At 69.9% G+C, this 26,619-nt stretch carries 20 protein-coding genes and 2 pseudogenes; 7 read left to right on the top strand and 15 right to left on the bottom strand.

From position 1 onward, the window contains the following. The first annotated feature begins 177 nt into the window (after positions 1-177). Positions 178-1,326 carry a glutathione-independent formaldehyde dehydrogenase gene (locus tag BLU79_RS00615; RefSeq protein WP_093904166.1) on the top strand — a complete coding sequence of 383 codons (1,149 nt, stop codon included), beginning with the start codon at positions 178-180 and terminating at the stop codon, positions 1,324-1,326. Between the two features lie 231 nt (positions 1,327-1,557). Here the strand turns inward: BLU79_RS00615 and BLU79_RS48740 are convergent, their stop codons facing one another. The 4 genes and pseudogenes from BLU79_RS48740 to BLU79_RS00600 all read right to left on the bottom strand — a co-directional run bounded on the left by BLU79_RS48740 (position 1,558) and on the right by BLU79_RS00600 (position 5,896). Next, positions 1,558-2,598, bottom strand: coding sequence for a tetratricopeptide repeat protein (locus BLU79_RS48740; RefSeq protein ID WP_256333085.1), 1,041 nt, complete (start codon positions 2,596-2,598; stop codon positions 1,558-1,560). Further along, complete coding sequence (locus tag BLU79_RS48735; protein WP_256333127.1) at positions 2,598-3,923, bottom strand: tetratricopeptide repeat protein; 1,326 nt, start codon at positions 3,921-3,923, stop codon at positions 2,598-2,600. Before BLU79_RS48735 ends, BLU79_RS48740 begins: the two co-directional genes overlap by 1 nt. Before the next feature lie 27 nt (positions 3,924-3,950). Then, a pseudogene (locus tag BLU79_RS48730) lies at positions 3,951-4,139 on the bottom strand (DNA mismatch repair protein MutT); the annotation flags it as partial. 695 nt (positions 4,140-4,834) lie between these two features. After that, positions 4,835-5,896, bottom strand: a complete 1,062-nt coding sequence (locus tag BLU79_RS00600) for an LLM class flavin-dependent oxidoreductase (RefSeq protein WP_093903553.1) — start codon at positions 5,894-5,896, stop codon at positions 4,835-4,837. 634 nt (positions 5,897-6,530) lie between these two features. Between BLU79_RS00600 and BLU79_RS00595 the strand changes: the two genes are divergently transcribed. Next, entirely contained in the window at positions 6,531-7,931 is a 1,401-nt protein-coding gene (locus BLU79_RS00595) for a cation:dicarboxylate symporter family transporter (protein ID WP_177000847.1), read from the top strand. Between the two features lie 356 nt (positions 7,932-8,287). Here the strand turns inward: BLU79_RS00595 and BLU79_RS00590 are convergent, their stop codons facing one another. Then, complete coding sequence (locus tag BLU79_RS00590; RefSeq protein WP_093903551.1) at positions 8,288-9,214, bottom strand: YhjD/YihY/BrkB family envelope integrity protein; 927 nt, start codon at positions 9,212-9,214, stop codon at positions 8,288-8,290. Between the two features lie 243 nt (positions 9,215-9,457). On the opposite strand from BLU79_RS00590, the gene BLU79_RS00585 reads away from it, so the two are divergent. Next, positions 9,458-11,296: a glycoside hydrolase family 15 protein gene (locus BLU79_RS00585; RefSeq protein ID WP_093903550.1), complete on the top strand. Its 1,839-nt coding sequence runs from the start codon at positions 9,458-9,460 to the stop codon at positions 11,294-11,296. Positions 11,297-11,304: 8 nt separating this feature from the next. Here BLU79_RS00585 and BLU79_RS00580 read toward each other — a convergent pair whose 3' ends face one another. The 7 genes from BLU79_RS00580 to BLU79_RS00550 form a co-directional block, all read right to left on the bottom strand. Continuing rightward, positions 11,305-12,342 (bottom strand): cytochrome d ubiquinol oxidase subunit II, encoded by a 1,038-nt coding sequence (locus BLU79_RS00580; protein WP_093903549.1) that lies wholly within the window; start codon positions 12,340-12,342, stop codon positions 11,305-11,307. Next, positions 12,339-13,793, bottom strand: coding sequence for a cytochrome ubiquinol oxidase subunit I (locus tag BLU79_RS00575; protein WP_093903548.1), 1,455 nt, complete (start codon positions 13,791-13,793; stop codon positions 12,339-12,341). Before BLU79_RS00575 ends, BLU79_RS00580 begins: the two co-directional genes overlap by 4 nt. A gap of 35 nt (positions 13,794-13,828) precedes the next feature. Further along, positions 13,829-14,668 (bottom strand): SDR family oxidoreductase, encoded by an 840-nt coding sequence (locus BLU79_RS00570; RefSeq protein WP_256333084.1) that lies wholly within the window; start codon positions 14,666-14,668, stop codon positions 13,829-13,831. A gap of 165 nt (positions 14,669-14,833) precedes the next feature. Next, positions 14,834-16,414 carry a GMC oxidoreductase gene (locus BLU79_RS00565; protein ID WP_093903547.1) on the bottom strand — a complete coding sequence of 527 codons (1,581 nt, stop codon included), beginning with the start codon at positions 16,412-16,414 and terminating at the stop codon, positions 14,834-14,836. Positions 16,415-16,538: 124 nt separating this feature from the next. Continuing rightward, positions 16,539-17,501: a cyclase family protein gene (locus BLU79_RS00560; RefSeq protein WP_256333083.1), complete on the bottom strand. Its 963-nt coding sequence runs from the start codon at positions 17,499-17,501 to the stop codon at positions 16,539-16,541. Positions 17,502-17,698: 197 nt separating this feature from the next. Next, the gene (locus BLU79_RS00555; protein ID WP_093903545.1) at positions 17,699-19,099 is read right to left on the bottom strand and encodes a chloride channel protein; all 1,401 of its coding nucleotides are present in this window, start codon (positions 19,097-19,099) and stop codon (positions 17,699-17,701) included. A gap of 171 nt (positions 19,100-19,270) precedes the next feature. After that, a complete protein-coding gene (locus tag BLU79_RS00550) occupies positions 19,271-20,197 on the bottom strand; it encodes a PfkB family carbohydrate kinase (protein ID WP_093904164.1) in 927 nt (308 codons plus the stop codon). A gap of 202 nt (positions 20,198-20,399) precedes the next feature. Between BLU79_RS00550 and BLU79_RS00545 the strand changes: the two genes are divergently transcribed. The 3 genes and pseudogenes from BLU79_RS00545 to BLU79_RS00535 all read left to right on the top strand — a co-directional run. Beyond that, entirely contained in the window at positions 20,400-21,662 is a 1,263-nt protein-coding gene (locus BLU79_RS00545) for a hypothetical protein (RefSeq protein ID WP_093904163.1), read from the top strand. A gap of 120 nt (positions 21,663-21,782) precedes the next feature. Next, the gene (locus BLU79_RS00540; RefSeq protein ID WP_093903544.1) at positions 21,783-22,271 is read left to right on the top strand and encodes a hypothetical protein; all 489 of its coding nucleotides are present in this window, start codon (positions 21,783-21,785) and stop codon (positions 22,269-22,271) included. 297 nt (positions 22,272-22,568) lie between these two features. After that, positions 22,569-23,095, top strand: a pseudogene (locus tag BLU79_RS00535) (XdhC family protein); the annotation flags it as partial. Positions 23,096-23,116: 21 nt separating this feature from the next. Here BLU79_RS00535 and BLU79_RS00530 read toward each other — a convergent pair. Together BLU79_RS00530 and BLU79_RS00525 are read right to left on the bottom strand one after the other, a co-directional pair. Then, complete coding sequence (locus tag BLU79_RS00530) at positions 23,117-24,139, bottom strand: zinc-dependent alcohol dehydrogenase family protein (RefSeq protein WP_093903543.1); 1,023 nt, start codon at positions 24,137-24,139, stop codon at positions 23,117-23,119. Between the two features lie 195 nt (positions 24,140-24,334). Beyond that, positions 24,335-25,123: a TetR/AcrR family transcriptional regulator gene (locus BLU79_RS00525; protein WP_093903542.1), complete on the bottom strand. Its 789-nt coding sequence runs from the start codon at positions 25,121-25,123 to the stop codon at positions 24,335-24,337. Between the two features lie 178 nt (positions 25,124-25,301). Between BLU79_RS00525 and BLU79_RS00520 the strand changes: the two genes are divergently transcribed. Beyond that, the gene (locus tag BLU79_RS00520) at positions 25,302-25,985 is read left to right on the top strand and encodes an SDR family NAD(P)-dependent oxidoreductase (protein ID WP_093903541.1); all 684 of its coding nucleotides are present in this window, start codon (positions 25,302-25,304) and stop codon (positions 25,983-25,985) included. A 44-nt stretch (positions 25,986-26,029) separates the two neighbouring features. On the opposite strand, the gene BLU79_RS49800 is transcribed toward BLU79_RS00520, so the two are convergent. Next, positions 26,030-26,584, bottom strand: coding sequence for an MmyB family transcriptional regulator (locus tag BLU79_RS49800; protein ID WP_093903540.1), 555 nt, complete (start codon positions 26,582-26,584; stop codon positions 26,030-26,032). Positions 26,585-26,619 lie beyond the last annotated feature (35 nt).

Here is a 26,619-nt window from a genome sequence, read left to right as displayed (position 1 = left end):
CGACTGGCGCGGGTTGCAGCGCATGGTTCAGGGGCGTTCCCTGGAAGTATCCAGAGAAACAAGGGCGCCTGGGTTACGACACGGACCGGGGGCTCCGCCTCGTTGCCTGTTCTCCTGGCCAGGGTCGCGATCGGTGCGGCTCGTCGTTGCCCGGCGTTCGACGCGGAGGTGATCCAGGTGAAGGCCGTTGTCTACGAGAAGCCCTTCAGTGTCGCTGTCAGGGACGTCGACGATCCGCAGATCCAGCATCCAAACGACGTGCTTGTACGGGTCACGTCGACCGCTATCTGCGGATCCGATCTGCACATGTACGAGGGCCGCACGGCGGCCGAGTCGGGCATCGTCTTCGGGCATGAGAACCTCGGCATCGTCGAGGAAGTCGGCGCGGGTGTGACCTCTCTGTCGAAGGGTGACCGCGTTGTCATGCCGTTCAACGTCGCCTGCGGATTCTGCAAGAACTGCTTGGCTGGGAGGACCGGCTTCTGCCTCACGGTGAATCCGGGATTTGCCGGTGGAGCCTATGGCTATGTGGCTATGGGCCCGTACACGGGCGGACAGGCAGAGCTGCTGCGGGTGCCTTTCGCCGATTTCAACTGTCTGAAGCTGCCGCCGAACAACTTCGAGACCGATTTCGTGTTGCTCGCCGACATCTTCCCGACCGGCTACCACGGATGCGAGCTCGCTCAGGTGACCCCGGGAGAGAGCGTGGCCGTCTTCGGTGCCGGCCCGGTCGGGCTGATGGCCGCGTATTCCGCGTTGCTGCGCGGTGCGTCGAAGGTGTTCTCCGTGGACCGGGTGCCCGAGCGGCTCGCCAAAGCCGAGGAGATCGGAGCCATCCCGATCGACTTCACCAAGGGCGACCCGGCCGCGCAGATCAAGGAACAGACCGGCGGTGAGGGTACAGACAAGGGCGTCGACGCCGTCGGCTACCAGGCTCAGGCGCACGACGCGAGCCACGAGGAGCCCGCCGTCGTCCTCAACACGCTCGTCGAGACGGTGCGGCCGACGGGCATGCTTGGCGTACCGGGCCTGTATGTGCCGTCCGACCCGGGCGGACCCGACGAGAACGCCAAGCACGGTCAACTGTTGGTCTCCATCGGCAGGATGTTCGAGAAGGGCCAGCGGATGGGCACCGGTCAGTGCAACGTCAAGCAGTACAACCGCCAGTTGCGTGACCTGATCATCGCGGGGCGCGCCAGGCCCAGTTTCGTGGTCTCCCACGAACTGCCGCTGGAGGAGGCACCGAGCGCGTACGAGAAGTTCGACCAGCGGATCGAGGGCTACACCAAGGTCGTCCTGCATCCCGGTCACGCGCTCGCGGCGTAAGGGCTGGACAGGGCGGACGCCAAGGTGGTGGTGATGTGGGTGAGGACGCTCACTGTCCCCGCACGCCCGCAGCGAATCATCCCACGGCCCTCCCGTCAGCACCCATACAAGATCACCAACAGAGTCGCGGTGTTGCACTTGGCGGGACACCGTCTCGACGATGTCCCGCCGAGCAGGTGGAAGGCGTCGACATCGTGCCGTGGGCGGTGCTCAGCCTCTGACCGATGTCGGTCAGCGGGAGTGTTCCGCCAGTGTCAGCAGGAGGTGGGCGGATTCCGGACGGAGGAAGTCGGAGTGGGCACCCGAAGGGTGGAGCCGGGTGCGGCGGCTGCCGCGGTAGAGCCAGTCGGCGTCGATGTTGACCAGGCGGTGATCCAGGACCCGCTGCGGATAGTCGGTGTCGGTCGGCAGTAGTCGGGTGGAGAAGGTGACATCCTCCAACAGCGTCGTGCACTCCCCAACGGCACGAACGGCCGTGGATTCCCCCAGCATGGTCCAGGCGACAGCGCCACGGACGTCGAGGGTGTCGGGATGCTCGGCGCCCAGTATCTGTTCGTGGTCTCGCAGCAGAAGGTCCAAGTCCTGCAGTGCTCCCGCACGGTCGTCGGCCCACTCCCGCCAACGGGCCACGTTGCGCCGCTCATGCAGGACGTCGGGATGCTCGGCGCCCTGGATGCGGATGCGGTCGTTCACCAGCGCCTGACCGAGGGTTATGGCTTGCTCGCAGTCGAGCCGCTCGGAGAAGCAGAACCCCTGAAGTCTCCTGGCTGCGAGTGTCCCGGTGTGCTCCTGGCCGTGGAACCGTGTGTACTCCTCCACCAAGGTCTCGTACCCGACCATGGCTCGCTGGTACTGGCCAGACTGTCGCCACGCGTTCGTCAACTGCATGCGGGTGTTCAGCGTGGTGATATGGCCGCGGCCGCGCACTCGGGCGGTGTCGGTCAGCAGTTGCTCGGCGAGTTCCGCGGCCCGGACATGGTCGCCCGCAGCGTTGTGCCCCGCGACCACGTCGTAGCGGAGGGACAGCACGGCGGCGTGATTGGGCCCGTCGGCGCGCTCGCGCTCTCCGATCAGGGCTTCCAGCGTGCCGAGCGACGACCGGTGCCGACCCGCCGCTCGCTGGACCATCGCAAGGTCCCGCCGCGAGCGCAGGGTGCGCGGATGTGCGGCTCCCCACTTCCGGGTCCATGCTTCGACCGCCTCTTCGTACGAAGCGATGGCGCGGTCATGCTGCCCGTCCGCCGAACAGGCGTCTGCCAGGTTCTCCAGCATCAGAATGGTGTCTGGGGCATCGTCCCCAGGAGCCCGCGCCGGTCATCGAGCAGTCCGGTGAATTCGGCGATCGCGCCCGCGTGGTCGCGGTCGTCCAGCCGGGCCGGCGCCAACCCGTTGCGGTCGTGCAGGGTGTCTGGGGCATCCGGGCCGAGGAGACGGGTGCGGTCGTCGATCAGTTCCTGGTACGCCGTGATCGCCTGCTTGTGCTGCTCGGCATCCCGGAAGGCGAGGGCTCGCCAGCTCCTGACATTCAGCGTGTCCGGATGGTCCGGGCCCTGAATGCGGGTGTGGTCGTCGATCAGTGCGTCGAACACCTCGCCTGCCCGGTCGTACCGTGCGGCCGCACGGTACGCGGCACCTATCCACAGTCGTACGACGAGGGTCATGGGGTGGTCGGGACCGTAGAGCCGCTCGTAGTCCTCGGCCAGGGGCTCGTAGAGCTCCAGGGCCTGCTCCAGGCGGTACTCCTCGGCGTACACCCGGCCGAGAGCGAGCCGGACGCTGAGCACCCGCGGGTTGTCCGGGCCGAGGAACCCTTCCATGTCCGCGTGCAGTGACTTCAGTTCCCGGACCGCGCGGGTATGGCGGTCGGCCCACTGCAGTGTGCGGGCTAGAGCTTCGCGTGTGGCGAAGACCTCAGGATGCTCGGGGCCCAGGATGGCGCGACGATCCCGCAACACATCCTCGAAGAGCCCGATCGCGGCCGGAAACTCGGACGCCGCACGATGAGCGAAGGCCAGGTTGGCCCGAGCGGTGAGTGTCGCCGGATGCCAGCTGCCCTGCACCCTTGTCCGGTCCGCGACCAGGGTCTGGCGCTCCCGTATCGAACGCTGGTGGTCCCCCGCCAGCTGCCAGGTGTAGGCCAGCGCCGCCCGGGCCCGCAGCGTCTCCGGATGATCTTTGTCTCTGACGCGGGTGTAGTCGGCGATTACCGCCTCGTACGCGTCGGTTGCCCGAGCGTAGTCCGCCCGGTTTCGGTGGGCCTCCGCGAGGTCGTCGCGGTAGAAGAGCGTGGAGGGATGGTCGGGCCCCTGCGCCCGAGCGCTGTCCGCCGCCAGCAACTCGAACTCCCGCCGAGCTGCATCGGGTCCTTCGGCCTCGGACAGTGCCCAGCCCAGCTCGTGGCGGCTGCGCAGGGTGTCCGGGTGGTCGGCACCCTGCACCCGTGTCCGGTCGGCGACCACATCCCCGTACAGGGCGACCGCCGTGCGCGGGTCGCCCGAGTCCCTGTGTGCCGAGGCCAGCCAGCCGCGACTGGTCAGCGTGTCGGGGTGGTCCGGACCACGCTCGCGTTGCCGGTCCGCGACTGCCTGCTCGTACAGGCTCAGCGCGGTGCGGTGATCACCGGTCTATCGCCACCCGTCGAGGGAGACTTCCTGGCCCCCGCCCAGGTAGCGGTGGAGTGCACTGGCAGTGGTGTCCACGAAGTCGTCGGGAATGGCGTCGGCTTCGACCCACCGAACCTGGGCAAGTTTGCTGGGTTCGCGGTTTTCGGGTTCGCCGGTCCATTCATCGGCGGCAAAAGCGACTGTGAGGAACCTGGGGCAGGTCGCCCACCTCCTTGGCCTGGATCGCTGACTGCCCCCGCACTGGCCACCGCCTCCATGCCTTCTTCTGCGCGCCAAGAGGGTCATGCCCCCCCACGGCCACCTTCCGGGACCTGCCGGACTTCATGGACGCTGTGTTGATCGCTGCTGGAGTGCCACCCCGGAGTTTTCAGGCTCGCATGAGGCATGGCACGCTCGCGGAGACGCTGGACACCTACGGTTTTGCCCTGGAAGTGGATTGGGAGAACGCGCCGGCTTCCTTCGGGGAACTGTTCGGCATCCCGCCGCCTCCTGGATTGCCCGAGGCGGCATTGAGGCCACGCTCGGAGCGGACGGGGCTACAAGCCGCTGCGGCAGAGGACGGCCGGCCCGGGGCGCGAAGGGCACGTGCATCGGGTTCAGGCAGCACACGACACAAAGGCAGGGGGACGTCATGAATGCCAAACACATTCAGTGCTCTGGGCCGGGAAGCGCGGCCCAGCCTTGTGGGTGCACCTACGGGACTTCGCGATGTGGGGCGGAACCGACGGGCGCGAAGGTGTCGAGTTGCCGCGCTTGCTCTGCAAGAGCCAGCCGCTACAGCATCGGAGGCCATGTGTGCCACTTCCTCGTGTGTGGTGGGGACGGGGAGGTATCGGCGCACGGTAGAAAAGTACAGGTCAAGGACGTGCGGCAGGCGGGTCGGCTCAGGTGAGGAGTTTCGCGAGCTGGGCCATCTCGGTGGGTGGGTCGATCACCGGCTGGATGAGGAGTTCGTCGACGCCGGCCTGTTCCAGGGTGGTGATGCGGGCGAGGAGGTCGTCGCGGGTGCCGACCAGGGCCAGGGTGTTCATCAGCGAGGGCAGAACCAGGTCCCGGTCCTGCGGTGCGATGCGTCCGAGGTAGTTGGGGTAGAGCTTGGTGTGCCGGTCCGGCGCGGTGGCGGTAGTGCCGCGCCGGTCGAGGAGCCGCCGCACCGCCTCGCGTTCCTCGGGGCCGAGTTGCTCGGCGAGGGCGGCTGTGTCGGCGCCTGTGTCGGCGGCGAAGGCCAGCAGCGACAGGACGAGGTGGCCCGTCGCGTCCCGGGCCGCGTCGCCCTGGGGGTCCTCGTCCTCGTCGAGTAGGTGGAGCGAGGTGACCACGTAGGAGTCCGTGTGGGAGTCGGGGGCCGTGCCCTGGGCGGCCTGGCGGCGGGTGTCGTGCAGCGTGTGCCAGGCGGTGGGGTCCAGCAGGCCGAAGGAGATGAGGCCGGTGCCGCGGCGGCCGGCGACGGCGGCGGCCTTCGGTCCGAGCAGCGCGGCCACGACGAACTCGATCGGGTCGGCGGTGTTCACATGCGCCCCGGCGTGCAGGAACCGGATGTCGCGGACCCGGTCACCTTCGCGGTACTCGGTCGAACGTCCGGCGCACAGGTCCTGCAGTGCGACGGTGAAGTTCTCCAGCCCGGCCGCCGTGGTCGGCCGCATGCCCAGGGTGCGCCGGGCGGTGTTTCCGGTGCCGACTCCGCAGATGATCCGGCCCGGTGCAAGGGCGTTGAGGCTGGCGAGCCCGCTCGCGGCGGCCGGGGCCGAGCGCAGCGCCGGTGAGGTCACGCCGATGCCGAGCCTGATGCGGCTGGTGGCCTTCGCACACAGGCTCAAGGCGACGAAGGGGTCGCCGTGGACCATCGGGGTGTCGTTGACCCAGAAGCTGTGCAAGCCCAACTCCTCGGCCCGCACGGCGAGGTCCTCCACACCGGGCTGCGCGGCGACAACGACGCCTGCACGCATCAGAACCTCCAAGGTGTGAGGATCGAATCGAACCTGCTCAGCATGGCAGGTTCCGGCGCAGGGCCGTTGCGGAGTCGCGTGATCTTGTAGCGTCGCAGGGCGGGGAGTACGTCATCCGTTCGTGAGCGTGGTGCTGATCGCGGCGTCCGCGGTAGTGGCTGGCGCCCGCTCATACACGGTGATCGGGCAAGGGGCCGCTGCGGCCCCGCAGACCACCCACCGACTTGGCCGGTGGAGATCCAAGAGTGCCTGTGGCTACCCCAACGGCCACGTCTCGTCCGCACATCTGCCCTCCGCGATGACCGGCGACGGGAAAGAGACGTCAATGGCTTCGGCGGTGGTGATTTGAAGCGCTGCAAGGGGTCGTGCGGACGCGGCTGTCTGGGCGATGTGTGGGTGGGGTGCGGCCTGCCGAACACCGAGTCCTTTGAGGCTCGCCTGTCGAAGCTCTCACAGTCTTCGAGCGCGCCAACGGCGATGATCCATCGCCCCGATGAGGGGTGTTGGACGAACATCCAATATCTGCCCGGGTCGTGTTCGTGGGCTTCTTCGAAGTCGTGACTTGGACCATAGTGGCGAGCGCACAATGGAAATGAGATTCCGCATGTCGGAATCTTTGGATCGGAGGAAGCCCGTGCCGCTGTCCGCACCGTCCCTGCCTCGACGCGCCGCACGTCTTATACGCACCTCGCTGTTCACGCAGGTCGCCATCGCCCTGACCCTCGGAGTCGCCGTCGGGCGGCTCTGGCCCGATGTGGGCACTGCGGCTCAGCCGCTCGGTGATGGCTTCGTGCGGCTCATCAAGGCGGTCATCGCGCCGCTCGTGTTCTGTGTGGTGGTCACCGGCATAGCCAAGGCCGGCAATCTGCGGGCCTTTGGGCGCATCGGCCTCAAGGCCCTGGTGTGGTTCGAGGTGGCGACGACGTTCGCACTTCTCATCGGGCTGCTCGCGGGCAATCTTGTGCAGCCCGGTGCGGGAATGAACGTGGACCCGTCCAAGCTGGACGCTTCCGCAGTCGATGAGAAGACCGGTGGTGGCTCGCTGCCGTCGACCGGCGAATTCATCTTGCACTCCCTGCCCGAGAGCGCGGTGGGGGCCTTTGCCGAGAACTCACTGCTTCAAGTGCTGGTGCTGGCCTGCCTGGTGGGCGCGGCCCTGCTCCACCTGGGGCACACGCGGGTACCCGCGATCCTCCCGGCCATCGAGCAGGCGCAGGACGTCGTTTTCGCGATCGTCGGCTTCGTCATGAAACTCGCACCCGTCGCGGTCTTCGGCGCCACCGCGCACCTGGTCGGCCAGTACGGGCTGGGTGTGATGTCGACGTACGGCAAGCTCATCGGCGTCTGCTACGCCGTCGCGGCCCTGTTCCTTCTGTTGCTCGCGGTGGCGTTGAAGGCGTTCACCGGGCTGAGTCTGTGGAAGTTCGTCCGCTACACCCGCGAGGAGATGGTGCTCGCCCTCGGCACCGCTTCCAGTGAGACCGTGATGCCCCGCATGATGCAGAAACTGCGTCATGCCGGGTGTCGTGACGATGCGGTGGGCCTCGTGGTGCCCACCGGCTACTCCTTCAACCTCGACGGTGCCTCGATCTATCTGTCGGTAGCGACGCTGTTCATCGCGCAGGCGGTGGGTGTCGACCTCACCCTGGGCCAGCAGGTGACCGTCGTGCTGATGCTCATGCTCACCAGCAAGGGCATGGCGGGCGTGCCTGGTTCGGCGTTCCTCGCCCTCTCGGCGACTGCTTCCGCGCTCGGCGTGATCCCCGCCGGCGCCGTCGCCCTTCTCCTCGGCGTGGACCGCATCATGGACTCGATGCGCGTGGCCACCAACCTCCTCGGCAACTGTGTGGCAGCCTTCGCGGTCTCCCGCTGGGAAGGTGCCCTGGACACCGGGCGTGCAAGGAAGGTGCTGAACGGAGAGGTTGTCTTCGTGCCGGATCGGGATGACGAGGCTGCCGCGGCCGATGCCCCGGTCCCGGACAAGCTCGCTGACTCATGGGGAGAGGCGGACCTCGACCGCCCGGTCCGCTCCTGAGGAGAACCTGGCTCGGAGCGTCGAGTTCACCCCGTAATCGCGGTTGCCGGTCAGTCGGTTGAGGGCGCTTGCCGTCAAGGTGAGTTGGCTGCCGGAGACCGTTCAGTCCCTGCCCGGGACGAGGCGGCGCGTGGTCGTTGCCAGGGCGTGCCAAGCAAGCGAGTGCCTGACTCAGCAGTCACAGTTCGCAAGGGGAGCAGGAAGACGTGATGTGCCGCCTCATCGTGCGCCCCGTGCACTCAGATGGTCGTTCTTGCCGGTGACGGCCTGGACCTGACCTGCAGTTTCCGGCCCGGTGCGCACCCGGTGTGCACCGGGCCGGAGGCGCGGCCCGCACTGGTGGCACGCAGGGGCTGTCACCCGTGCTCGGCCTCGCCAGGCGGCGATGTAGGGGTTCCGAGGCGGTGCTTCAGAAAGGGATCCTGGGACAGCACCGCGCCCGCGCTGAGGCCGATGGCGACGGCCACACACACGACGATCAGCCAGGACAGCAGGATGAAAACCGACCCCGCGGAACCGTAGTTGGCCAGGGCCCGGTTGAGTGCCCGTGGCATGTAGAAGTGCGCGGTCACGGACAGGCAGCTGACCGCGATCGCCGTGATGACGGCCCCGGGCAAGAGGGGCGCCCAGCGGACGACGCCGGCCAGCAGAAGGTGCTGGGTCCACCACCACATGGCCGCCTGCATGACCAGGATGGTCAGAAATCCCAGCCCCGCCCATCGGCCGAACCCGTTGTGCAGCAGCCCCTGCACGACCAGTGCGCCCAGCCACAGGGCGATCCACGCCAGCCACCGCCACGGAGCGACTTTCGCCCCCGTCCGGGGCATGAGCCAGGCCCGCCTGCACAGCCGCTGCACCGCGCGACTCACCGCGGTCGCCGACAGCAGCACCATGAGCAGGCCCACCAGGCCGGTCGCCTGGCGCAGATCGTCGGTAGGGGGCTGGAACGCCTGCCTCACCTCGTCCTTCGCCGGCCCGGTCAGACCGAAGACGGCACTGACCGATGCCAGGACCTGGTCCCGCACCGCGGTCGGGGCGTACGCACCCACCACGAACAGCAACGGGACGGCGGTCAGGAAGCACTGCGCCGCGATGCGAGTGGCGGAGTCGAAGATGTTCACCGACACCATGCGGTCCACGAGCCCGGTGACCACCGGGAAGCGGGTCTCCACCCGCGCGTGGAAGTCCTTCTGCCGGGCAGTCAGCTCCCTGACACGGCCACGCCACCATGACACGCGCAGCAGGGCGAGGATCCGCCGCCGGTCCCCGGCTTCGCGCCGCATCAGCCGCCGACGCGCGTCGTGCCCGGGCGTGGTGTCCGGATCCCTGCCGCCGACGGCACGCCTGAGTCAGTCCCCATCGACGCTCCTTCCCACCTCCAGAGTGCGCTACGCAGCGGACTACGGCACTCCGCTGCGTGGGCGCGGCAGCCGGCGGCGCTCGTCTCCGCGCGCCGATCCCGGGCACTCGGCTTACTGTGATGCGTGGGGCATTCGGGTGAATCGCACACCGAAAGGGCGGCCCCGATGGACGACTACCCACTGATCGAGAACCACGGTCTTCTCGGCGATCTGCAGACGGCAGCGCTGGTGACGTCCGACGGCAGCGTCGACTGGCTCTGCGCCCCGAGGTTCGACTCGCCCAGTGTGTTCGGCGCGCTGCTCGACAAGGACAAGGGCGGGCACTGCACTGTCCGGCCGAGACACCGTGCCTACGCGACCAAACAGTTGTACCTGCCCGACACGGCGATCCTCGTCACCCGCTTCATGACCGAGGAGGGCGCCGGAGAGGTGATCGACTTCATGCCGGTGACCGGCAGGACGGTCACCGAGAGCCACCGCTTGGTGCGCATGGTCCGGTGTGTGCGCGGCAGGATGACGTTCGAGGGGGACATAGCGCCGCGGTTCGATTACGGGCGGCAGCCGCACCGGTTGCAGATCGCCCCGCACGGAGCGGTGTTCGCCGCGCAGGACGGCTCGGAGCTCACCGTCCACGCCATCCGTGAACCGGGGGACGAACGATTGCTCGACCTGCTGAGCGACCGCCGCGACGACCTGCACTTCACACTGACGCTTGAGGCGGGCCAGGAGCGCGGGCTGGCCCTGGAGTGGGCGGCGGAGGGGCCGCCCAGGGAGCTGCGACTGGCCGAGTACCAGCAACTATTCGACGAGACGGTGCAGTTCTGGCGTACCTGGCTGCGCCAGTCGCGGTACACGGGTCGCTGGCGCGAAACCGTGGAGCGCTCCGCGATCACGCTGAAACTCATGACCTTCGCGCCCACCGGTGCCGTGGTGGCCGCCCCGACGGCGGCGCTCCCGGAACAACTGGGCGGCGAGCGCAACTGGGACTACCGGTACACCTGGATACGCGACGCGTCGTTCTCGGTGTACGCCCTGGTGGGGCTGGGCTTCACCGACGAAGCCAGGGCGTTCATCCAGTGGCTCGCCGACCGGGTCAAGGAGCGGGCCGGACGACACGGCGCCACAGGCCCGCTGAACATCATGTACAAGGTGGACGGCTCCTCCGACCTGGACGAGGAGACCCTCGACCACTGGGCGGGCTACGCGGGTTCCGCCCCCGTGCGCATCGGCAACGGCGCGGCCACGCAACTCCAGCTGGACATCTACGGCGAGGCGCTCGACAGCATCTACTTCGCGCACCGGCACGGGCTCCAGATGGGGCACCACGGATGGAACGCGCTGCTGACGAACCTCGAGTGGCTGGTCGACCACTGGGACCAGGCGGAAGAGGGCCTGTGGGAGACCCGGGGCGGGCGACAGGACTTCACCTACGGCCGCGTCATGTCCTGGGTGGCCTTCGACCGCGCCCTGCGGCTCTCCGAATCGAACGGCAGGCCCGCTGCCGCCGAACGCTGGCGCAAGGCCCGGGACGACTGCTACGAGCAGGTCATGGCCAAGGGCTGGAGCGAGAAACGTCAGGCCTTCGTCCAGCACTACGGCAGCGATGTCCTCGACTCCTCGCTGCTACGCATGTCGACGGTCGGGTTCATCACCCCCGAAGACCCGATGTGGACGGCGACTCTCGGCAGCATGGAACTGGAACTGGTCAGTGACAGCCTGGTCTACCGCTACAACCCCGAGGCGTCGCCCGACGGCCTGCTCGGCTCGGAGGGCACCTTCTCGCTGTGCACCTTCATGTACGTCGACGCCCTGGCGCGCGCGGGACGGACCGACAGGGCGCGGCTGGTGTTCGAGAAGATGATGGGGTACGCCAACCATCTGGGCCTGTACTCGGAGGAGATCGCCCCGACGGGCCGTCAGCTGGGTAATTTCCCGCAGGCCTTCACCCACCTCGCCCTCATCGACGCGGCCGTCACCTTGAACGCGGCTCTCGACCGAACCTGACGTGGGACTCAGCCCTCGTCACCGGCACCGCGCCGCAGATCGGCGTCGGTGAGACCCTCCAGCTCGCCGTGGGTGTCCAGCCAATAGAGCAGGACGACCGCGGGCAGGACGAGCACGACGGCGACGAGGGTGACCACGCCCAGCCAGCGCAGGGTGGTGTCCGCGCCCGCACCCTCGGCCACCGTCAGCGAGGTCGGGACGAGATACGGGCGCTGTGCCAAGCCCCAGGCGATGACGGCGGACGCGACCACGCCGACCGCCGTGACCCGGGACCAGCCGCCGGAGGGACGCAGCAGCAGCCAGGCGGTGGCGAGGGTGCTCACGGCCGCCACGACCACGAAGGCGAGTCCCACTCCGTGCGTGAGCCCGTGCCACACGTGCGCCGCGTCCTCGTGTGCGACGCCCAGCGTGAGCACGGCGAGAGCGGCGACGACGCCCAGCGCGGCCAGTGCCCGCCGCCGGAAGTAGCCGTCCAGGTCCGGCGCGCCGAAGCGCCGGGCGTCCGCGGCGAGGAACGCCGCGCCCAGCAGGGCGGTGGTCGCCACGGCGAGCAGACCGAACAGCACGGGGGTGGGGTGGGCCCACGCGTGATCCGAGGCCTTCGTGTCAGCGGTCACCCGGCCCGACGCCACTCCGCCGGCCGCGGCGCCGAGGAAGAACGGCGTCAGCAGGGAGGAGACCGCGAACACCGCGCCGTACAGGCGCCGTCCGGCCAGCCGCCGTGCGGGCTTGCGCAGTGCGAAACCCGCGCCGCGCAGCACGGTGCCCACGGCGGCCAGCGTGAGCGGCAGCCACATCGACTGGAACAGCTGCTGGAAGAAGACGGGAAAGCCCGTCCACATGATGACGAGTACGAAGATCAGCCAGACGTTGTTGACCTCCCACACGGGAGCCATCGCATGGTCGATCAGCCAGCGGGGCCGCTTGCCCCGCTCCGCTCCGCCGGCGGTCAGGTCCCAGAAGCCCGCGCCGTAGTCGGTGCCGCCGGCGCAGGCGTAGGCGGCGATCGCGAGCAGCAGGACGACGGCGATGACATCGGCCATCATGGCCGGTCCTGACCGGACGGCACCGTGGGGCGCGGTCCATAGGGTGTGTCCGACTCGGGTGGCTCCACCGCTGTCCCGGCCCCGGCCGCCGCCCTGTCCGCCTCGTCGGCGAGCCGCCAGCGGATGCGCATCCGCAGCAGGATCGCGAGGAACGAGCCGAAGATGAACACGTACACCGCGACGACCAGGCCGAACATGATCCACAGACTGGTGGACCGGGTCGAGGTGACGGCTTCGGCGACCCGCATGTTCTCGTAGACGATCCACGGCTGGCGGCCCACCTCGGTGGTGATCCAGCCGCATTCGACCGCGATGACCGAGGCGACGCCGGCCACGGCGGCGCACCGGTAGAACCACGGGGAGGCGGGCAGCCGGCGCCGTCGCAGCCAGACCAGGCCGTACCACAGGGCGAGCACCGCGAGCAGGCTGCCGATGCCGACCATGAGGTCGAAGGCCCAGTGGGCGATGGTCGCCTGGGTGGCGTTCGGCCGCTGGTCCGCGGGGACGGAGGTCAGCCCGGTCACCCTGGTGTCCGGGCTGAAACCGGCGAGGATGGAGTCGAGCTGCGGGATCTTGATACCGCCGGAGATGCTCCCGTCCGGATGCAGTCGGCCGAACAGGTACTCCGGCACATGGGTGTCGGTGTCCCAGACGATCTCCATGGCGGCGAACTTCACCGGCTGCTTGTGGAAGACCTGCCGGGCGATGGAGTCGCCCAGCACGAACTGCACGGGCGTGAACACCGCGGCGACCGTGAAGGGGATCGTGAAACCGAGCCGGTGGTAGCGGTCCCGGCGACCGCGCAGCCAACCGACGGCGTAGACGCCGGCCACCACGTAGCCCGCCGTCACGAGCATCGCCACGACGAAGTGCCAGTACTGCGGGCCGAACATCGGCGTGAAGATCGCCTTCCAGATGTTCACGTCGACGGGGTTGCCCGCGGAGTCGAGCCGGAAGCCGCGCGGGGTGTTCATCCAGGAGTTGGCGGCCAGGATCCCGAAGGCGCCGAGCAGTGCCGTGACGGGCAGGGGCAGTCCGAGCAGGAAGTGGGTCCGGGCGGGGAGCCGCCGCCAGCCGTACAGGTAGACGGCGATGAGGACGGCCTCCAGGAAGAAGGCCCACGCCTCGACGCCGAACCCGATGCCGAACACATCGCCCCATCTGCCCATCAGCCCCGGCCAGAGCAGCCCGAACTCGAAGGACAGCACGGTGCCGGTGACCACGCCGATCGCGAACTGGACGGCCATGACCGCCGACCAGCGGCGCGCCAGCAGCAGGGCCGTCCGGTCCCCGCGGCGCAGCCCGTAGCCGTGCAGGATGAGCGTGATCAGCGGCAGTGCCACACCCAAGGGCACCAGGATGATGTGGGACGCCAGGGTGAAGGCCATCAGGGACCTGGCCGGCAGCAGCTGCGCCGGCGCGTCCGCCAGCAGATGGAGGGTGTTGTGCATCCGAGTTCCGTCCGGGGGCCGTCGTGCGGGTGGTGTCAGCCGCCGGTGGCGAAACCGGGGAACAGGGTCATCCCGCCGTCCACGAAGAGCGTGGTGCCCACCACATAGTCCATGAGGTCGGAGGCGAGGCCCACCGCCGCGTGCGCGATGTCCTCCGGGTCGCCGACACGATCGTACGGAATCAGCTTGAGGAGGTCCTCGCGGGCCTCGGGCGTGTCCCAGGCGCTGGTGTTGATGGGAGTCTTGATGGCGCCGGGGGCGATGGCGTTCACGCGGATCTTCTGCGGTGCGAGTTCCTGGGCGAGGGTCTCCATCATCATCTGCACGCCGCCCTTGGAGGACGCGTAGTTGACGTGCCCGGCCCACGGGATGACCTGGTGCACGGAGCTCATGCAGATGATCTTGCCTGCCGCGCGGGACACCTCGGGGACGACACCACGCCGCAGGAACTCCTTGGTGGCCTCCCGGGCGCACAGGAACTGCCCCGTGAGGTTGACGTCGAGGACCTTGCGCCACTGGGCGAGCGTCATCTCGGTGAACGCGGCGTCGCGCTGCAGCCCGGCGTTGGCGACCAGGATGTCGATCGTGCCGAACTCGTCGACCATCCGGTTCGTCATCGCGACGACCTGCTCCTCGTCGGAGACGTCCGCCTCGTAGGCCGCCGCCCGCACCCCGAAGGACTTGATCTCCTCGACCACCTTCTCGGCTTCCTCGGCACCGGCCACATAGTTGACGACGACGTCGGCCCCGGCCCGGCCCATGGCCACGGCCGTCGCCCGGCCGATGCCGGAGTTCGCCCCGGTGACCAGGGCCTTCTGGCCCTTGAGCAGATGGACGGGGATCACGTTGCGGGGCGCGCCCTCGGGGGAACTCACGGTCACTGTCTCCTGCGTGGCGGGGTCGTCCGGGCCGTGGCCCGGAGGTCAGGGCGCAACCCAATCACCGGGGGCGACAGACGGCGCGCGGCGCAAGTCGGCGTTGCGCCGACCGGCGCAGGACCTTCGCCCGCTCGAAGGCGAGTCGCCGGAGCCCGGCCTCGGTCAACCCAGCCGCTCCACGAGGTGATCGCCGACCCGCAGGGCGTTCGCCATGGCCGTCAGGGACGGGTTGACCGCCCCGATGCTCGGGAAGAAGCTCGTGTCGACCACGTACAGGTTGTCGACGTCGTGCGCCTTGCAGTGGACGTCCAGGGCGGAGGACGCCGGGTCGGTGCCGAACCGCACCGTGCCCGCCTGGTGCGCGGTGGCACCGATGGGCATTCCCTTGTGCAGGTAGATGCTGTGCGGCAGCAGGTGGTGCTCGTGCATGCCGAGGTGGCCGAGCAGGTGCTGGAGCTTGTGCCGCAGACGCCCGAGTCCGGCGATGTTGTTCTTCTCGTCGAGTGTGAGGCGGATACGGCCGTCGCCGTCCAGCGTGACCCGGTTGTCGGGCTGCGGCAGGTCCTCCCCGCACAGCCAGAAGTCGACGGCATGGTGGGCCAGCACCTCGAAGGGCATGTCGGGTGCCACGGCCCCGGCCCAGCGCGGGGCCTCGCCGTGGATCTGCTCGGCGTCCGACTTGCCGAGCATCTGGATGCCGCCGAGCGGATAGTCCCAGTCGTCCGCGCCCAGGTACCAGTCGTGCATCGCGAGCGTCTTCTGGAACTGCGTGTCGTTGGGCTCCTTCGACACGGCCATCAGGGCGAGGTTGTTGTGCCGCATGTAGTGGCGGCCGACCACACCCGAGCTGTTCGCCAGCCCGTCCGGATGCCGGTCGCCCGCCGAAGCGAGCAGGAGCGCGGCGGAGTTGACCGCTCCGCAGGCCACGACCACGATGTCCGCCGAGAAGCGGGCCTCTTGCCCGTCCGCGAGCCGGGCGACGACCGCGGTGACACTGCGCCCCGTCGGATCGGTGTCGAGGCGCGTCACCCGGGCGTTGGTGATCATCTCCACGTTCGGATGCCGCAGGGCCGGTTCGACGCAGACCACTTGGGCGTCGGACTTGCCCCGGACCAGGCACGGGAACCCGTCGACCCGGTTGCAGCGGATACAGGTGCTCAGGTGGGTGGCCTTGCCGTTCGCGTCCTGGGTGAGGTCGACTCCGATGGGCAGGTGGAAGGGGTGCAGGCCCTGTTTCTCCAGGTCGTCGCTCAACTGCTGGATGCGCGGCTCGTGTTCGACCGGTGGATGGGCGTACTGGGCGCTGTACGGGCCTTCCCAGGGGTCCTCGCCGTGCCGCCCGTGCACCCGGTAGAGGTGCTCCGCCTCGGTGTAGTACGGCTCCAGGTCCTCGTAGCGGATCGGCCAGGCGGGGGACAGGCCGCCGTGGTGGCGTATCTCCCCGAAGTCCTCCGGCCGCAGCCGGAACAGGGCCGCGCCGTAGAACTTGGTGTTGCCGCCGACGTAGTAGTTGACCTCGGGCGGGAACTCGTCGCCGTGCTTGTCGAGCCAGAACTCCGGGGCCCGGTACTTGGCCTTGACGAACACGGCTGTGGAGTCCCAGTTGTCGCGTTCACGCGGCAGGTAGTCACCGCGTTCCAGGATCAGGACCCGTTTGCCCGAGGGGGCGAGCCGGTGGGCGAGGGTTCCGCCGCCGGCACCGGTGCCGATGATGATGACGTCGTACTGGGGCAAGTCGCCCATGACGACCACCGTCCTTGCCGGGGCCGGTCTCCCGCCCTTGGGGTGACCTGGAAACGAGGAAGTCCCCACTTCGAACGTATACGGACGCCACAGATGCAGCATCCGCAACGGAGCCCCCGGCAGTTCACAGGACGGCGATCGGGTTCACCGGAGAGCCCGTCGCCGACGGAAGCCGCAGCGGGGCGACCACGCACAGGAAGTGCCAGCGGGCCGCCTCCGAGCAGACCTCCGCCAGCTCTTCCAGGTCCAGGTAGTCCAGCAGATGCACTCCCATGGCGTTCACGGCCAGCACGTGCACGGGATAGTCGACACCCGGCACCGGGCTCGGTGCCGCGTCGTTGTTGCCGTCCGATCCGAGGACGCCGACACCCCGCTCGGCCGGGAAGCGCATCGCCTCCGGATGCAGGCCCGCCCGGGCCTGAGCCGGGTCCCAGGCGCCGAGGCTGCGGCGCCGACTGCGGTGCCCGACGCGCACGAACAGCAGATCGCCCGGCCCGACCGTGACCCCCTGGGCGGTCTCGGCCGCCTCCAGGTCCTCGGCGGTCACCTGGGCGCCGGGTTCCAGCCACGGCACGCCCCGCAGCCGGGGGATGTCCAGCAGCACACCGCGTCCGACGATGCCGTCCCGCACGAGGTCCAGGGTCAGCGCCCCGGCGTGGTCCGGCGTCACCGTGCTCGCCGGGACACCGCCGTAGAGCTCGCCGTCGAACATCACATGGCAGAGCGCGTCGAGGTGGCTGTCGGCGTCGCCGTGCACGTTCATGGCGAACCGGTCGCGGGCGAAGTGCAGCCCGTGGGAGGTGGACTCCTCGCACGTCGGCGCGATCATCCGGTGGGTGGCGGGCTCCGGATTGTCGGGGCCCGGCGCGGTCTCGATGGGTGCGGCGAGCGAGACGGTGCGTCCGCTGCGGACCTCGCCGGCGGCGGCCACGACCCGTTCGGGCGTGAGCAGGCCGAGTGTTCCCCGGTGGCCGGTCGCGCCGGTGGGCACCTGCTCACGCAGCCTGCGGTACAGGGCCCGGAAGGCCGCCTCGGACATGCGGTGCGGGGGCGGGGAGGGGGACGCGGGAGGTCGGTGCGTGCTCATCGCGACCGATGGCCCGGCCGGGCGGCGATGCGCTGCGGGGCGGGCGGGCCGGGTGCTACCGGCGCGGCGCGGTGTCGGCGGTCCGTCATGGGAACTCCTTCGTCGCAGGCTCGCGGTTCCACTGTCGGCTGCCCGGTCGTGGCTTACACCCCGGCGTTCGCGGGGGCCGTGGGACCGCTCCAGGGGCCCCGTCCGGGTCAGGTGTGCTCGGGATGCCCGCTCGGTGTGTCGGGGGTCCCGTCGTCCGGTGCGCCGGCGTGTTCGCCCATGGGCGGCACAGCGCGACCGGGCGGCAGCAGCTGGACCGTCACGAACCCCACAACCGCCGCGAGCAACACCACGGGAGTCATCTCGGCGCTCCCCATGACCAGGACGACCAGCACCGCACTGCTCACCGGCAGCCGCAGCGCGGCGGCGGACGCCGCGGCCATGCCCGCCGCCAGGCCGGGCACGACCCCCAACCCGGGAAGCGGCGCCAGCAGAACGCCCACCGCGCCCCCCAGGAACAGCGAGGGGAAGATGGGGCCGCCGCGCAGACTGCCCAGGCACAGCGCGTACGCCGCCGCCTTGAACAGCAGGACGGCGACCAGGGCACCGACACCCCAGGAGTGAGGGTCCTCGGCCAGCTGGGCCAGCGTGGCCTGACCGGACGACGCCACGTCCGCCGGCGACCGGTCGGCAGCCAGCGCGTACACCGCGGCGCACGCCCCGGCGGCCAGGGCGCAGGCCGCCGTGTGGGCGACGGGCCGTCGCGAGACGAACACCGCGGCCAGACGCCCGGTGCTGAAGATCAGGTGCAGGGCGAGGCCGATCGCGACGGCGATGGGCACCGACCAGAGCACGTCTCCGGCGTCGATGCGGGGCGACGGCCCCTTCACATCGAACGAAAGCCCGCCGGTGGAGAGGCCGGTCCAGCGGCCGAACCCCGTGAAGACGAGCGAGCCGATTCCGCTGGACAGGAGCGCCGGCAGCATCACGGCGAACAGTTGCGGGCCGCCCACTCCGGCCACCTCGATGAGGATCACCGCTCCGATCAGCGGATTGCCGAAGATCGCCGGAAGAGCCGCGGCGGCACCCGCCGCTCCGAGGAGAGCGGCGCTCTGCGACGTCACCGGGGCACGGGCCAGATGGGCGAAGAGCATGGCCAGACCGCCGCCGAACGCGATCAACGGGGCCTCGGGGCCGAGGGTGGCACCCAGCGGCAGGCTGGCCAGGGCCGCGAGGACGACTCCCGGCAGGGCGGCCAGGGGCAGCCCCGGGGCGTGCAGACCGAGGGCGGGAACGTGGCCGCCGGCTCCCGGCAGGTGCCGGACCACGAGACCGACGAGGATGCCGGCGAGCGTCAGCAGCGGCAGCGGCCACCACCATGGAGGGATGTCCCAACCCAGCTCCGCGGGCAGTTCGGCCCACAGCAGGTGCTCGAGTTCGTGCAGGCCGGCGAGGAACCAGAACGCGGTGAAGGAGACCGGGATACCGATGAGCGCGCAGAAGACGAGCGTCTTCTGGTAGGCCGGGCTCCGCAGCAGATCACGCAGCCGGTCGGCTTCCGCCGGCTGCGTACCGGCAGCGGGGGCGGCCGGGGACCTCGGCTCGTGCATGGCCACTCCGCAGAGGTGGTTCGGACCCGGTCACACCTCATCGGGTGTCGGTCAGCCGGAGGAACAACTCCTCCGGCCATTGCAGCACTCGGCTCGGCCCGCTGCATGTCCACGGCGACCGCGCCCACCTCGTGGGGTCGACCAGGGCATCGCCGCCCGTGCGGGACGGCGTCACCCGCCCCGCATCCAGGCCCGGGTGCCGAACGAGGCACACGCCCGCGAGGCCACCACGGCCGCCGCACGCAGGGCCTCGACGAAGCCTGGTGCGGTCAGCTGCTTCTGTCCGGCGAGGTGGTGGGTGAGCGCGCCGTGCAGGACGTCACCCGCGCCCAGTGTGTCCGCCACCCGCACAGGAGGTACCTCCACGGTCCCGCCGCCGTCGGGGCCCGCCCACACGAGGGGCTGCCCTCCGTGGCTCACGGCCGACCACACGACCCCGTGGTCCCGCAGAAACCGCAAGATGTCCCTCGGCATGTCCGCGCCCGGTGGTCGGAAGTCGGCCGAGCAGACGGCCACATCGATCGACGGCAGCAGGCTCTCCGTACCCGGCTTCCAGCTCCCCCCGTCGAGCACGGTCCGGCGACCGGCGGCACGCGCGGCGTGGGCGGTGGCCTGAGCCAGCTCCATGTGGTGGCCGTCGAACTCGACGATGTCGCAGGCTGTCACCCACGTGTCGAGATCGTCGGGCGGAGCGAGCCGGTACCCCGTGGCGTTGGTCGAGGCGACGGCGCGTTCTCCGCTGGACGCGGTGACCAGGACCGAGGACACGGCAGGCGGTTCGAGCGAGTCCGCCGCCAGGTCCGACACGGTCACGCCCGCCCGCTCCAGGTCCGCCGTGACCGCATGTCCCATCGGATGGGAACCGATCGCGGTGAGCAACGTGGCCGCGCCGCCCAAGTGGGCGAAGGCCACGGCCGCGTTCGCCGCCGGACCGCCGGCCGCCACGACCTGCTCACGCGCCGTCAGCTTCTCGTCGGAACCCGGCACACGATCCACGAGCTGGATGACATCCAGCGTGCACAGGCCGACGAACAGGCCCGCAGGACGGCCCTCCTCGTTCGCGGCTCCCTCCACGAGCACCCTCTCTCGGCCGGGCATGCAGCGCTGCATGCGGGGTCTGCCACGGTATCCGCCCGGACGGGCGGCACGGCCGTCGTACGTCCGATCGCCGTGTCACTGGTTCGGCCCACTCAGGTGGCGCGTCGTGCGCCACACACATCTGCTGGTGACCATGAGTGAGACCGGTGATGGTGGGCTCTCGGCCCGGGAGCGCGGCGAGTTGGAGGAACTGCGGCGACGCGTGGGGGCCCTGGAGGTCGCCGGGCCGCCGCGGCGCCACCATCCGTTCCGGTCGCTCGGCGCCGCCCTGCTGATCCTTCTCGCCGCGTTGTTGTCGCTGCTGTCCGTCGTCGCGGTGTGGGCGAACAGCATCGTGCAGGACACGGACCGCTACGTCGCGACCGTCGGGCCGCTGGCGAGCAATCCCGATGTGCAGGCGGCGGTCACCAACCGAGTCACCTCCGCCGTGCTGGAGCGCGTCGACGTGGACGCGCTGGTCCAGCAGCTGACGGATGCGGCGGCGCAGCAGGGCGTGCCCCCGCGGGCCGCCGAGCTGCTGAAGAACCTGGACGGCCCGATCGAGAGCGGCCTCAAGCAGCTGGTCAGCAACACGGTGGAACGGGTGGTCACCAGCAGCGCCTTCCAGAAGACCTGGGTGGAGGCCAACCGCAGGGCGCACGCGGCGGTGGACGAGGCGCTGACCGGCGAGGGCGAGGGCGCGGTCAAGCTGAAGGACAACCAGGTCGTCATCGACGTGGGGCCGATCGTCGCCAACGTCAAGGACCGGCTGGTCGCCGCCGGCCTCACGCCCGCCGCGAAGATCCCTGAGGTCCACACGGACTTCGTGGTGTTCGCGTCCAAGGACATCGGCGAGATCAAGACCTATGTGAGAGTGCTGCAGCTCCTCGGCGGCTGGCTGCCCATCATCGCGCTCCTGGTCGCGGCTGTCGGCGTCTACGTGGCGTTCAACCGCCGGCACGCGTTGATCGGGGCGGCCCTGGCCGTGTTCGTCGCCATGCTGGTCCTGGGCATCTCCCTCACCGTCGCCCGTGACGTCTACCTCGACCGACTTCCGCCCGGTACCTCCCAGGCGGCCGCGGGAGCCGTGTACGACGCGCTGATCAAGTTCCTACGGGCCGGCGTGCGGGCACTCGCCGCGGTCGCCCTGTTCACCGCCGCCGGCGCCTTCCTCGCCGGCCCGTCCCGGATCGCCGTTCTCACGCGCACGGGCTGCCGAAGGAGCATCGGCGCCGTGCGCGACGTGGCGACGTCGGCGGGGTTCCGCACGGGTGCGGTCGGGCGGTTCGTCCATCGCTTCAAGCGCTGGATCGGGGTCGCCATCCTGCTGATCGCGGCGATCGTCCTGTTCACCTGGAACTACCCGACCACGGCAGTGGTGGTGTGGACCGCGGTGATCACACTGGCGGGCCTTGCGATCCGCGAATTCCTGGACGACACCTCCGCACCGCCCGCCGACTCCCAGGCCGGTACCGCCACTTCCTGACGGGCCCACCCTGTGACACCAAGTCCCAGGACCTCGCGGTACGGACGCCGGTCCCGGTCTCTTGTCAGTGGCTGCCCCTACGCTTCCGCGTGATCATCGACGAGCGACGGGGAGGCTGCCGTGACCACCGAGGACACGACCATGAAGCACATCGAGCAAGCCATGATGCTGCAGCACACAGGCGACATCGACGGCGCTCGGCAACGGTTCACCGAGATCTGGGAGCAGATCGCCTCGGACGGCGACCCCTTCCACCGCTGCGTCCTCGCCCACTACATGGCCGATCTCCAGCCGGATCCGCAGGACGAACTGGCCTGGGACCTGCGCGCCCTGGACGCCGCGGCGTCGGTGACCGACGACCGGGCCAAACAGCACGACTCGTCCTTGGCCATCCGCGGGTTCTACCCGTCCCTGCACCTCAACCTCGCAGCCGACTTCCACAAACTCGGAGACATCACGCAGGCCCGCACGCACCTGGCCCATGCCGAACAGCACCTCGACGCGCTCAAGGACGACGACTACGGCCAAGGGATCCGATCGGCGATACAGAGGCTCGCCGGCCAACTCGCGGAAGAGGAGCCGACGGAGCCCCATGCGCGACGCACGTAAAGGACGCACGTTAAAGGGGGGGGAGGAAAGTCTCCCTGCCACGCGCGTAGCCGGTGGTGCGAGACTTCCGGAGCGACCAGCCGCAGCCACCGAGGCGCGCGGTTGCCCCGATCCTCGCGGTGACGTCGATCCCGCTGCTGTGTGCGACTGACCCCTCTTTGATGTGAAGGCGTACCCATGTCCTCTGACCTACCTGAAGCTGCCGTTCCACCTCCCATCGGATCCAGCGAGTCTCCCGCGGCACCCAGTCGGCGCACCTTCATCGCCACCAGTACCGCGGTCGGCGGTGCCGCGGCACGGGCGGTGGCGGACCGGGCCACGGCCCAGCTACGGGCGGGACCCACCGCGCTGGTCCCGCTCGGCGGTGATGCGGACACCTGCCCCGACCGGCTCTCCGTCCTGGTCCACGTGGCCGCCCCCCCCCGGCCCCCGCGAGGCCCGTCCCGTCTTCGCCACCGCGGCACGCTTCCCGCACGCGGACGAGATCGTGGTCGACCGGCCCCACCGCCACCTGTCAACGGCGACCGTGGAGAGCCGTACCGCCATCTGCGTTCTCACCCACGACGCCAAGTTCGACATCCCCCTGCTGCGCCTCGCACTCGACCTGCCCGTCATACGCCGGTGCGATGGGATCCCGGCGTACCCACGACGAGCGCCTGCGCCTCCTGCGCGAAGTCGGCGTCCCGCAGCACCGGTTGGCCCGGCTGCGGTCCCCGATCGGCCTCGACCTCACCAACCGGGGAACCGGCCCGCCGCTGTCCGACCCGTCCGGCCCGATCCACCGCACGAAGCCACCGGCCCGACTGACGGGGGCGGCAGGCTGAGCCGCCCCGGCTTTGGTCCGGTCAGGGAGTCAGCAGGGCCTTGATGGCGCGGCGTTCGTCCATCGCCCGGTAGGCCTCCGCGGCCTGTTCGAGCGGGAGGGTGAGGTCGAAGACCTTGCCCGGGTCGATCTGCCGGTTCCAGATCAGATCGATCAGGTGCGGCAGGTACTGGCGGACCGGGGCCGGGCCGCCGTGCAGGTGGACGTGGGAGTAGAACAGTTCCGTGCCGTCCAGCTTCACGTCGTGGGAGACGCCGACGTAGCCGACGTGGCCGCCGGGGCGGGTGGAGCGGATCGCCTGGAGCATCGACTCCTGGGTGCCGACCGCCTCGATGACCGAGTGGGCGCCGTAGCCTTCGGTCAGGTCCTTGATCCGGGCCACGCCCTCGTCGCCGCGCTCGGTGACGATGTCGGTGGCGCCGAAGTCCAGGGCGAGCTTCTGCCGGGACTCGTGGCGGCTCATGGCGATGACCCGTTCCGCGCCGAGCTGCCTGGCGGACAGCACCCCGAGCAGGCCGACCGCGCCGTCGCCGACCACGGCGACCGTCCTGCCGGGCCCGGCCTGCGCGGCGACCGCGGCGAACCAGCCGGTGCCGAGTACGTCGGAGGCGGTCAGCAGGCTCGGGACCAGGTCCGCGTCGGGCGTGCCCGGGGTGGCCACCAGCGTGCCGTCGGCCAGCGGGACGCGCAGCCGCTCCGCCTGGGCTCCCATCCGGTTCATCCACTCGCGCCGGACACAGGCGGTCTGGTAGCCGGCGCGACAGTTCTCGCAGGTGTTGTCGGAGGCGGCGAAGGAGCCGACGACGAACTGTCCGGGCTCGACGGTGGAGACCTCGCCGCCGACCTCCTCCACGACGCCCACGTACTCGTGGCCGATCGGGGAGGGCGCCTCGATGGGCTCGGCGCCCCGATAGGGCCACAGATCGGAACCGCACACACAGGTCGCCGACAGCCGGATGATCGCGTCCGTGGGGTGAAGGATCTTCGGGTCCTCGCGCTCTTCCACCCGGAAGTCGCCGGGGGCATGCATCAAGACGCCGCGCATGAGGATGGCTCCTTACTGCTGAGGCCGACCGCTGAAGACGGCCGGGCGGCCGAGGGCCACAGCTTCCAGGGAACCGGCATTTCGGGCGGGCGGCGAGTTGCCGGTGAAGGGCGTGCCCGGCGGCGGCACTGGTGGCGCCCGGTCGGATGTCCGGCCGCCGCGCCCCGGCCGGGCACGGCGGTTACGGCTCTGCGATCAGCTGTCCGTGCCCGGAGCTTTCCCCGGCCGCTTTCCCGACACCTTCCCCTTCCCCCTTCCCTTCCCGTTCCCCTTCCCCGGCCCCGGCCGAGCCCCCGGCTCCGGCGCCGGCGAGGTGAGGTCCGTCGGGCTGGCGCGGAGCATGGCCTTGTAGAGGGCGGCGTGCTCGGGCGGGTCGGGCAGGGGGCCGCGGGCAGGGGACTCGAAGGACTGGATCAGCAGGGAGGCGACACGACGCCAGGCGTCCGGGGCGGCGCTGCCGGTCGCGTTGACGACCCCGGCGGTGGCCATGTGCATCAGGACCAGATCCGAGGGGTCGAAGTCCTCGCGCAGGCGCCCTGCGGCCTTGGCGCGTCCGATGAGTTCCAGCATGGCCTCGTAGGCCTCGTTGCGGCGTTCCTCCAGGGCCTTGGCGGTGGGGAAGGTCATGGTCAGTACGTCCGCGAAGCCGTAGTCGGCGGCCTGCATCGCGCAGGCGGTCTCGATGTAGCCGGTGAAACCGTGCCAGGGGTCCGGGTCGTCCAGGGCGACGGCGACCGCGTCGGCGTAGGCGTCCATACGGTCGGAGAAGACGGCGGCGACCAGCTCTTCCTTGGTGGGGAAGCGGCGGAACATGGTGGCGATCCCGACTCCTGCCTCACGGGCCACGGAGGCCATGGAGGCGCTCAGGCCGTCGCGCGCGAACACGGTGCGCGCGGCGGCGATGATCCGTTCCCGGTTGCGCTCGGCGTCGCTGCGCAGCGGCTGCGTGGCGGGAGCGTCGGGGTGCGGGGCGCCAGGATTCATGCCGACGAGTCTAGCAACCGGATTGCCCTATCCATTTTTGATGTTACTGTGGTTGCGGTGAACCGGATAGGCCTATCCGGATGCGGAACCGGATAGGTCTATCCGGTTCCAAAATGCGGATAGGCCTATCTGCATCCGTCTTGCTGCTTCCTCAACCAGGTTTTACGAAAGGATCGCTGTGACCAGCATCGCCATCGTCGGAGCCGGCCCCCAGCTGGGCCTGGCCATCGCCCGCACCTTCGGCTCCCGCGGCTTCGACGTCGCCCTGATCTCCCGCAACCGCGACAAGCTCGACCCCCTGGTCGACAAGCTCACCGCCGAGGGCATCACCGCCGCCGCGTTCCCCGCGAATGTGCTCGACCGTGCCGCGCTCGCCCACGCGCTGGGGGAGGCCGCCACGAAGTTCGGCGGGATCGATGTCCTGGAGTACTCCCCGGTAGGGACCTTCGGCATCACCGCACTGACCGCCCCGGCCGAGACCGAGCCGTCGCACGTGGAGTTCGAGATGAACGCCCAGCTGTACGGGGCCATCGCCGCCACCAGGGCGGTGCTGCCCGCCATGCGCGAGGCCGGTGCGGGCACCCTGCTCTACACCACCGGTGCCGGCTCGATCTGGCCCGACCCGCGGGTCGCCAACGTCAACGCCGCCGCGGCGGCGCTGCGCAACTGGGCGATGAACCTGCACAAGGAGCTGGCCGACGCCGGCACCGGAATCCAGGCCGCGCACGTCGGCATCGACGCGTCGATCGGCGTCTCCGTCATCCCCGGCTTGGAGGCGGCCCGGCCCGAACAGATCTCCCCGCTCTACTGGGAGCTGCACACCACCAAGCGCGACGAGGCCGAACTCGTCTTCAAGCTCTGAGACCGCACAGGCTCCCGGGCGGCGCCGCTGTCCGGGAGCCCCGGTCAGGTGAGCGGTGGTGACGCGGGCAGATTCTGGCCGGCGGCCCAGGAGGCGAGGATGCGCAGGCGCTCGTGGGTGGGGGAGCCGGGTTCGGCGGTCCAGACGGTGAGGTGCTGGTCGGGGTCGGTGTTGGCGGTCAGGGTGTCCCAGTCCAGGACGAGTTCGCCGACGACCGGATGGTTGAGGGTCTTGGTGCCCACGGTGCGGGCGGCGACGCGGTGGTCGCCCCACCACTGGGCGAACTGCTTGTCGGCGAACCCGTTGTCCTGGCTGTCCAGGGAGTACACCTCGGGGGCCACGTCACCGGAGTCGTGGACCGGATGCCCGACGGTGACCTCGCCCAGGCGTCGGCCGAACTCGATCTGCGCGGCGTCGTCGAGGTGGTTGCGGCCGCGTACGAACAGCACCTTGTACGACACGAGTGCCTCGCGCAGGGCGAGGACCTGGTCGTCGTCGAGGCTGCCGAGGTCGGTGCGGTGGATCTCGGCACCGAAGTGGGGGCCGAGCGCGGTGATCGGCAGCTTCGCCACGGCGGGCCGCTCGCTGAGGATGCTCACCTGTGTGTCCTTTCGGGAGTGTCGGGGGTGTCGGG

The sequence above is a fragment of the Streptomyces sp. cf386 genome, assembly GCF_900103585.1.
Lineage (GTDB): Bacteria > Actinomycetota > Actinomycetes > Streptomycetales > Streptomycetaceae > Streptomyces.
This window is presented reverse-complemented; position numbering and strand designations above follow the sequence as displayed.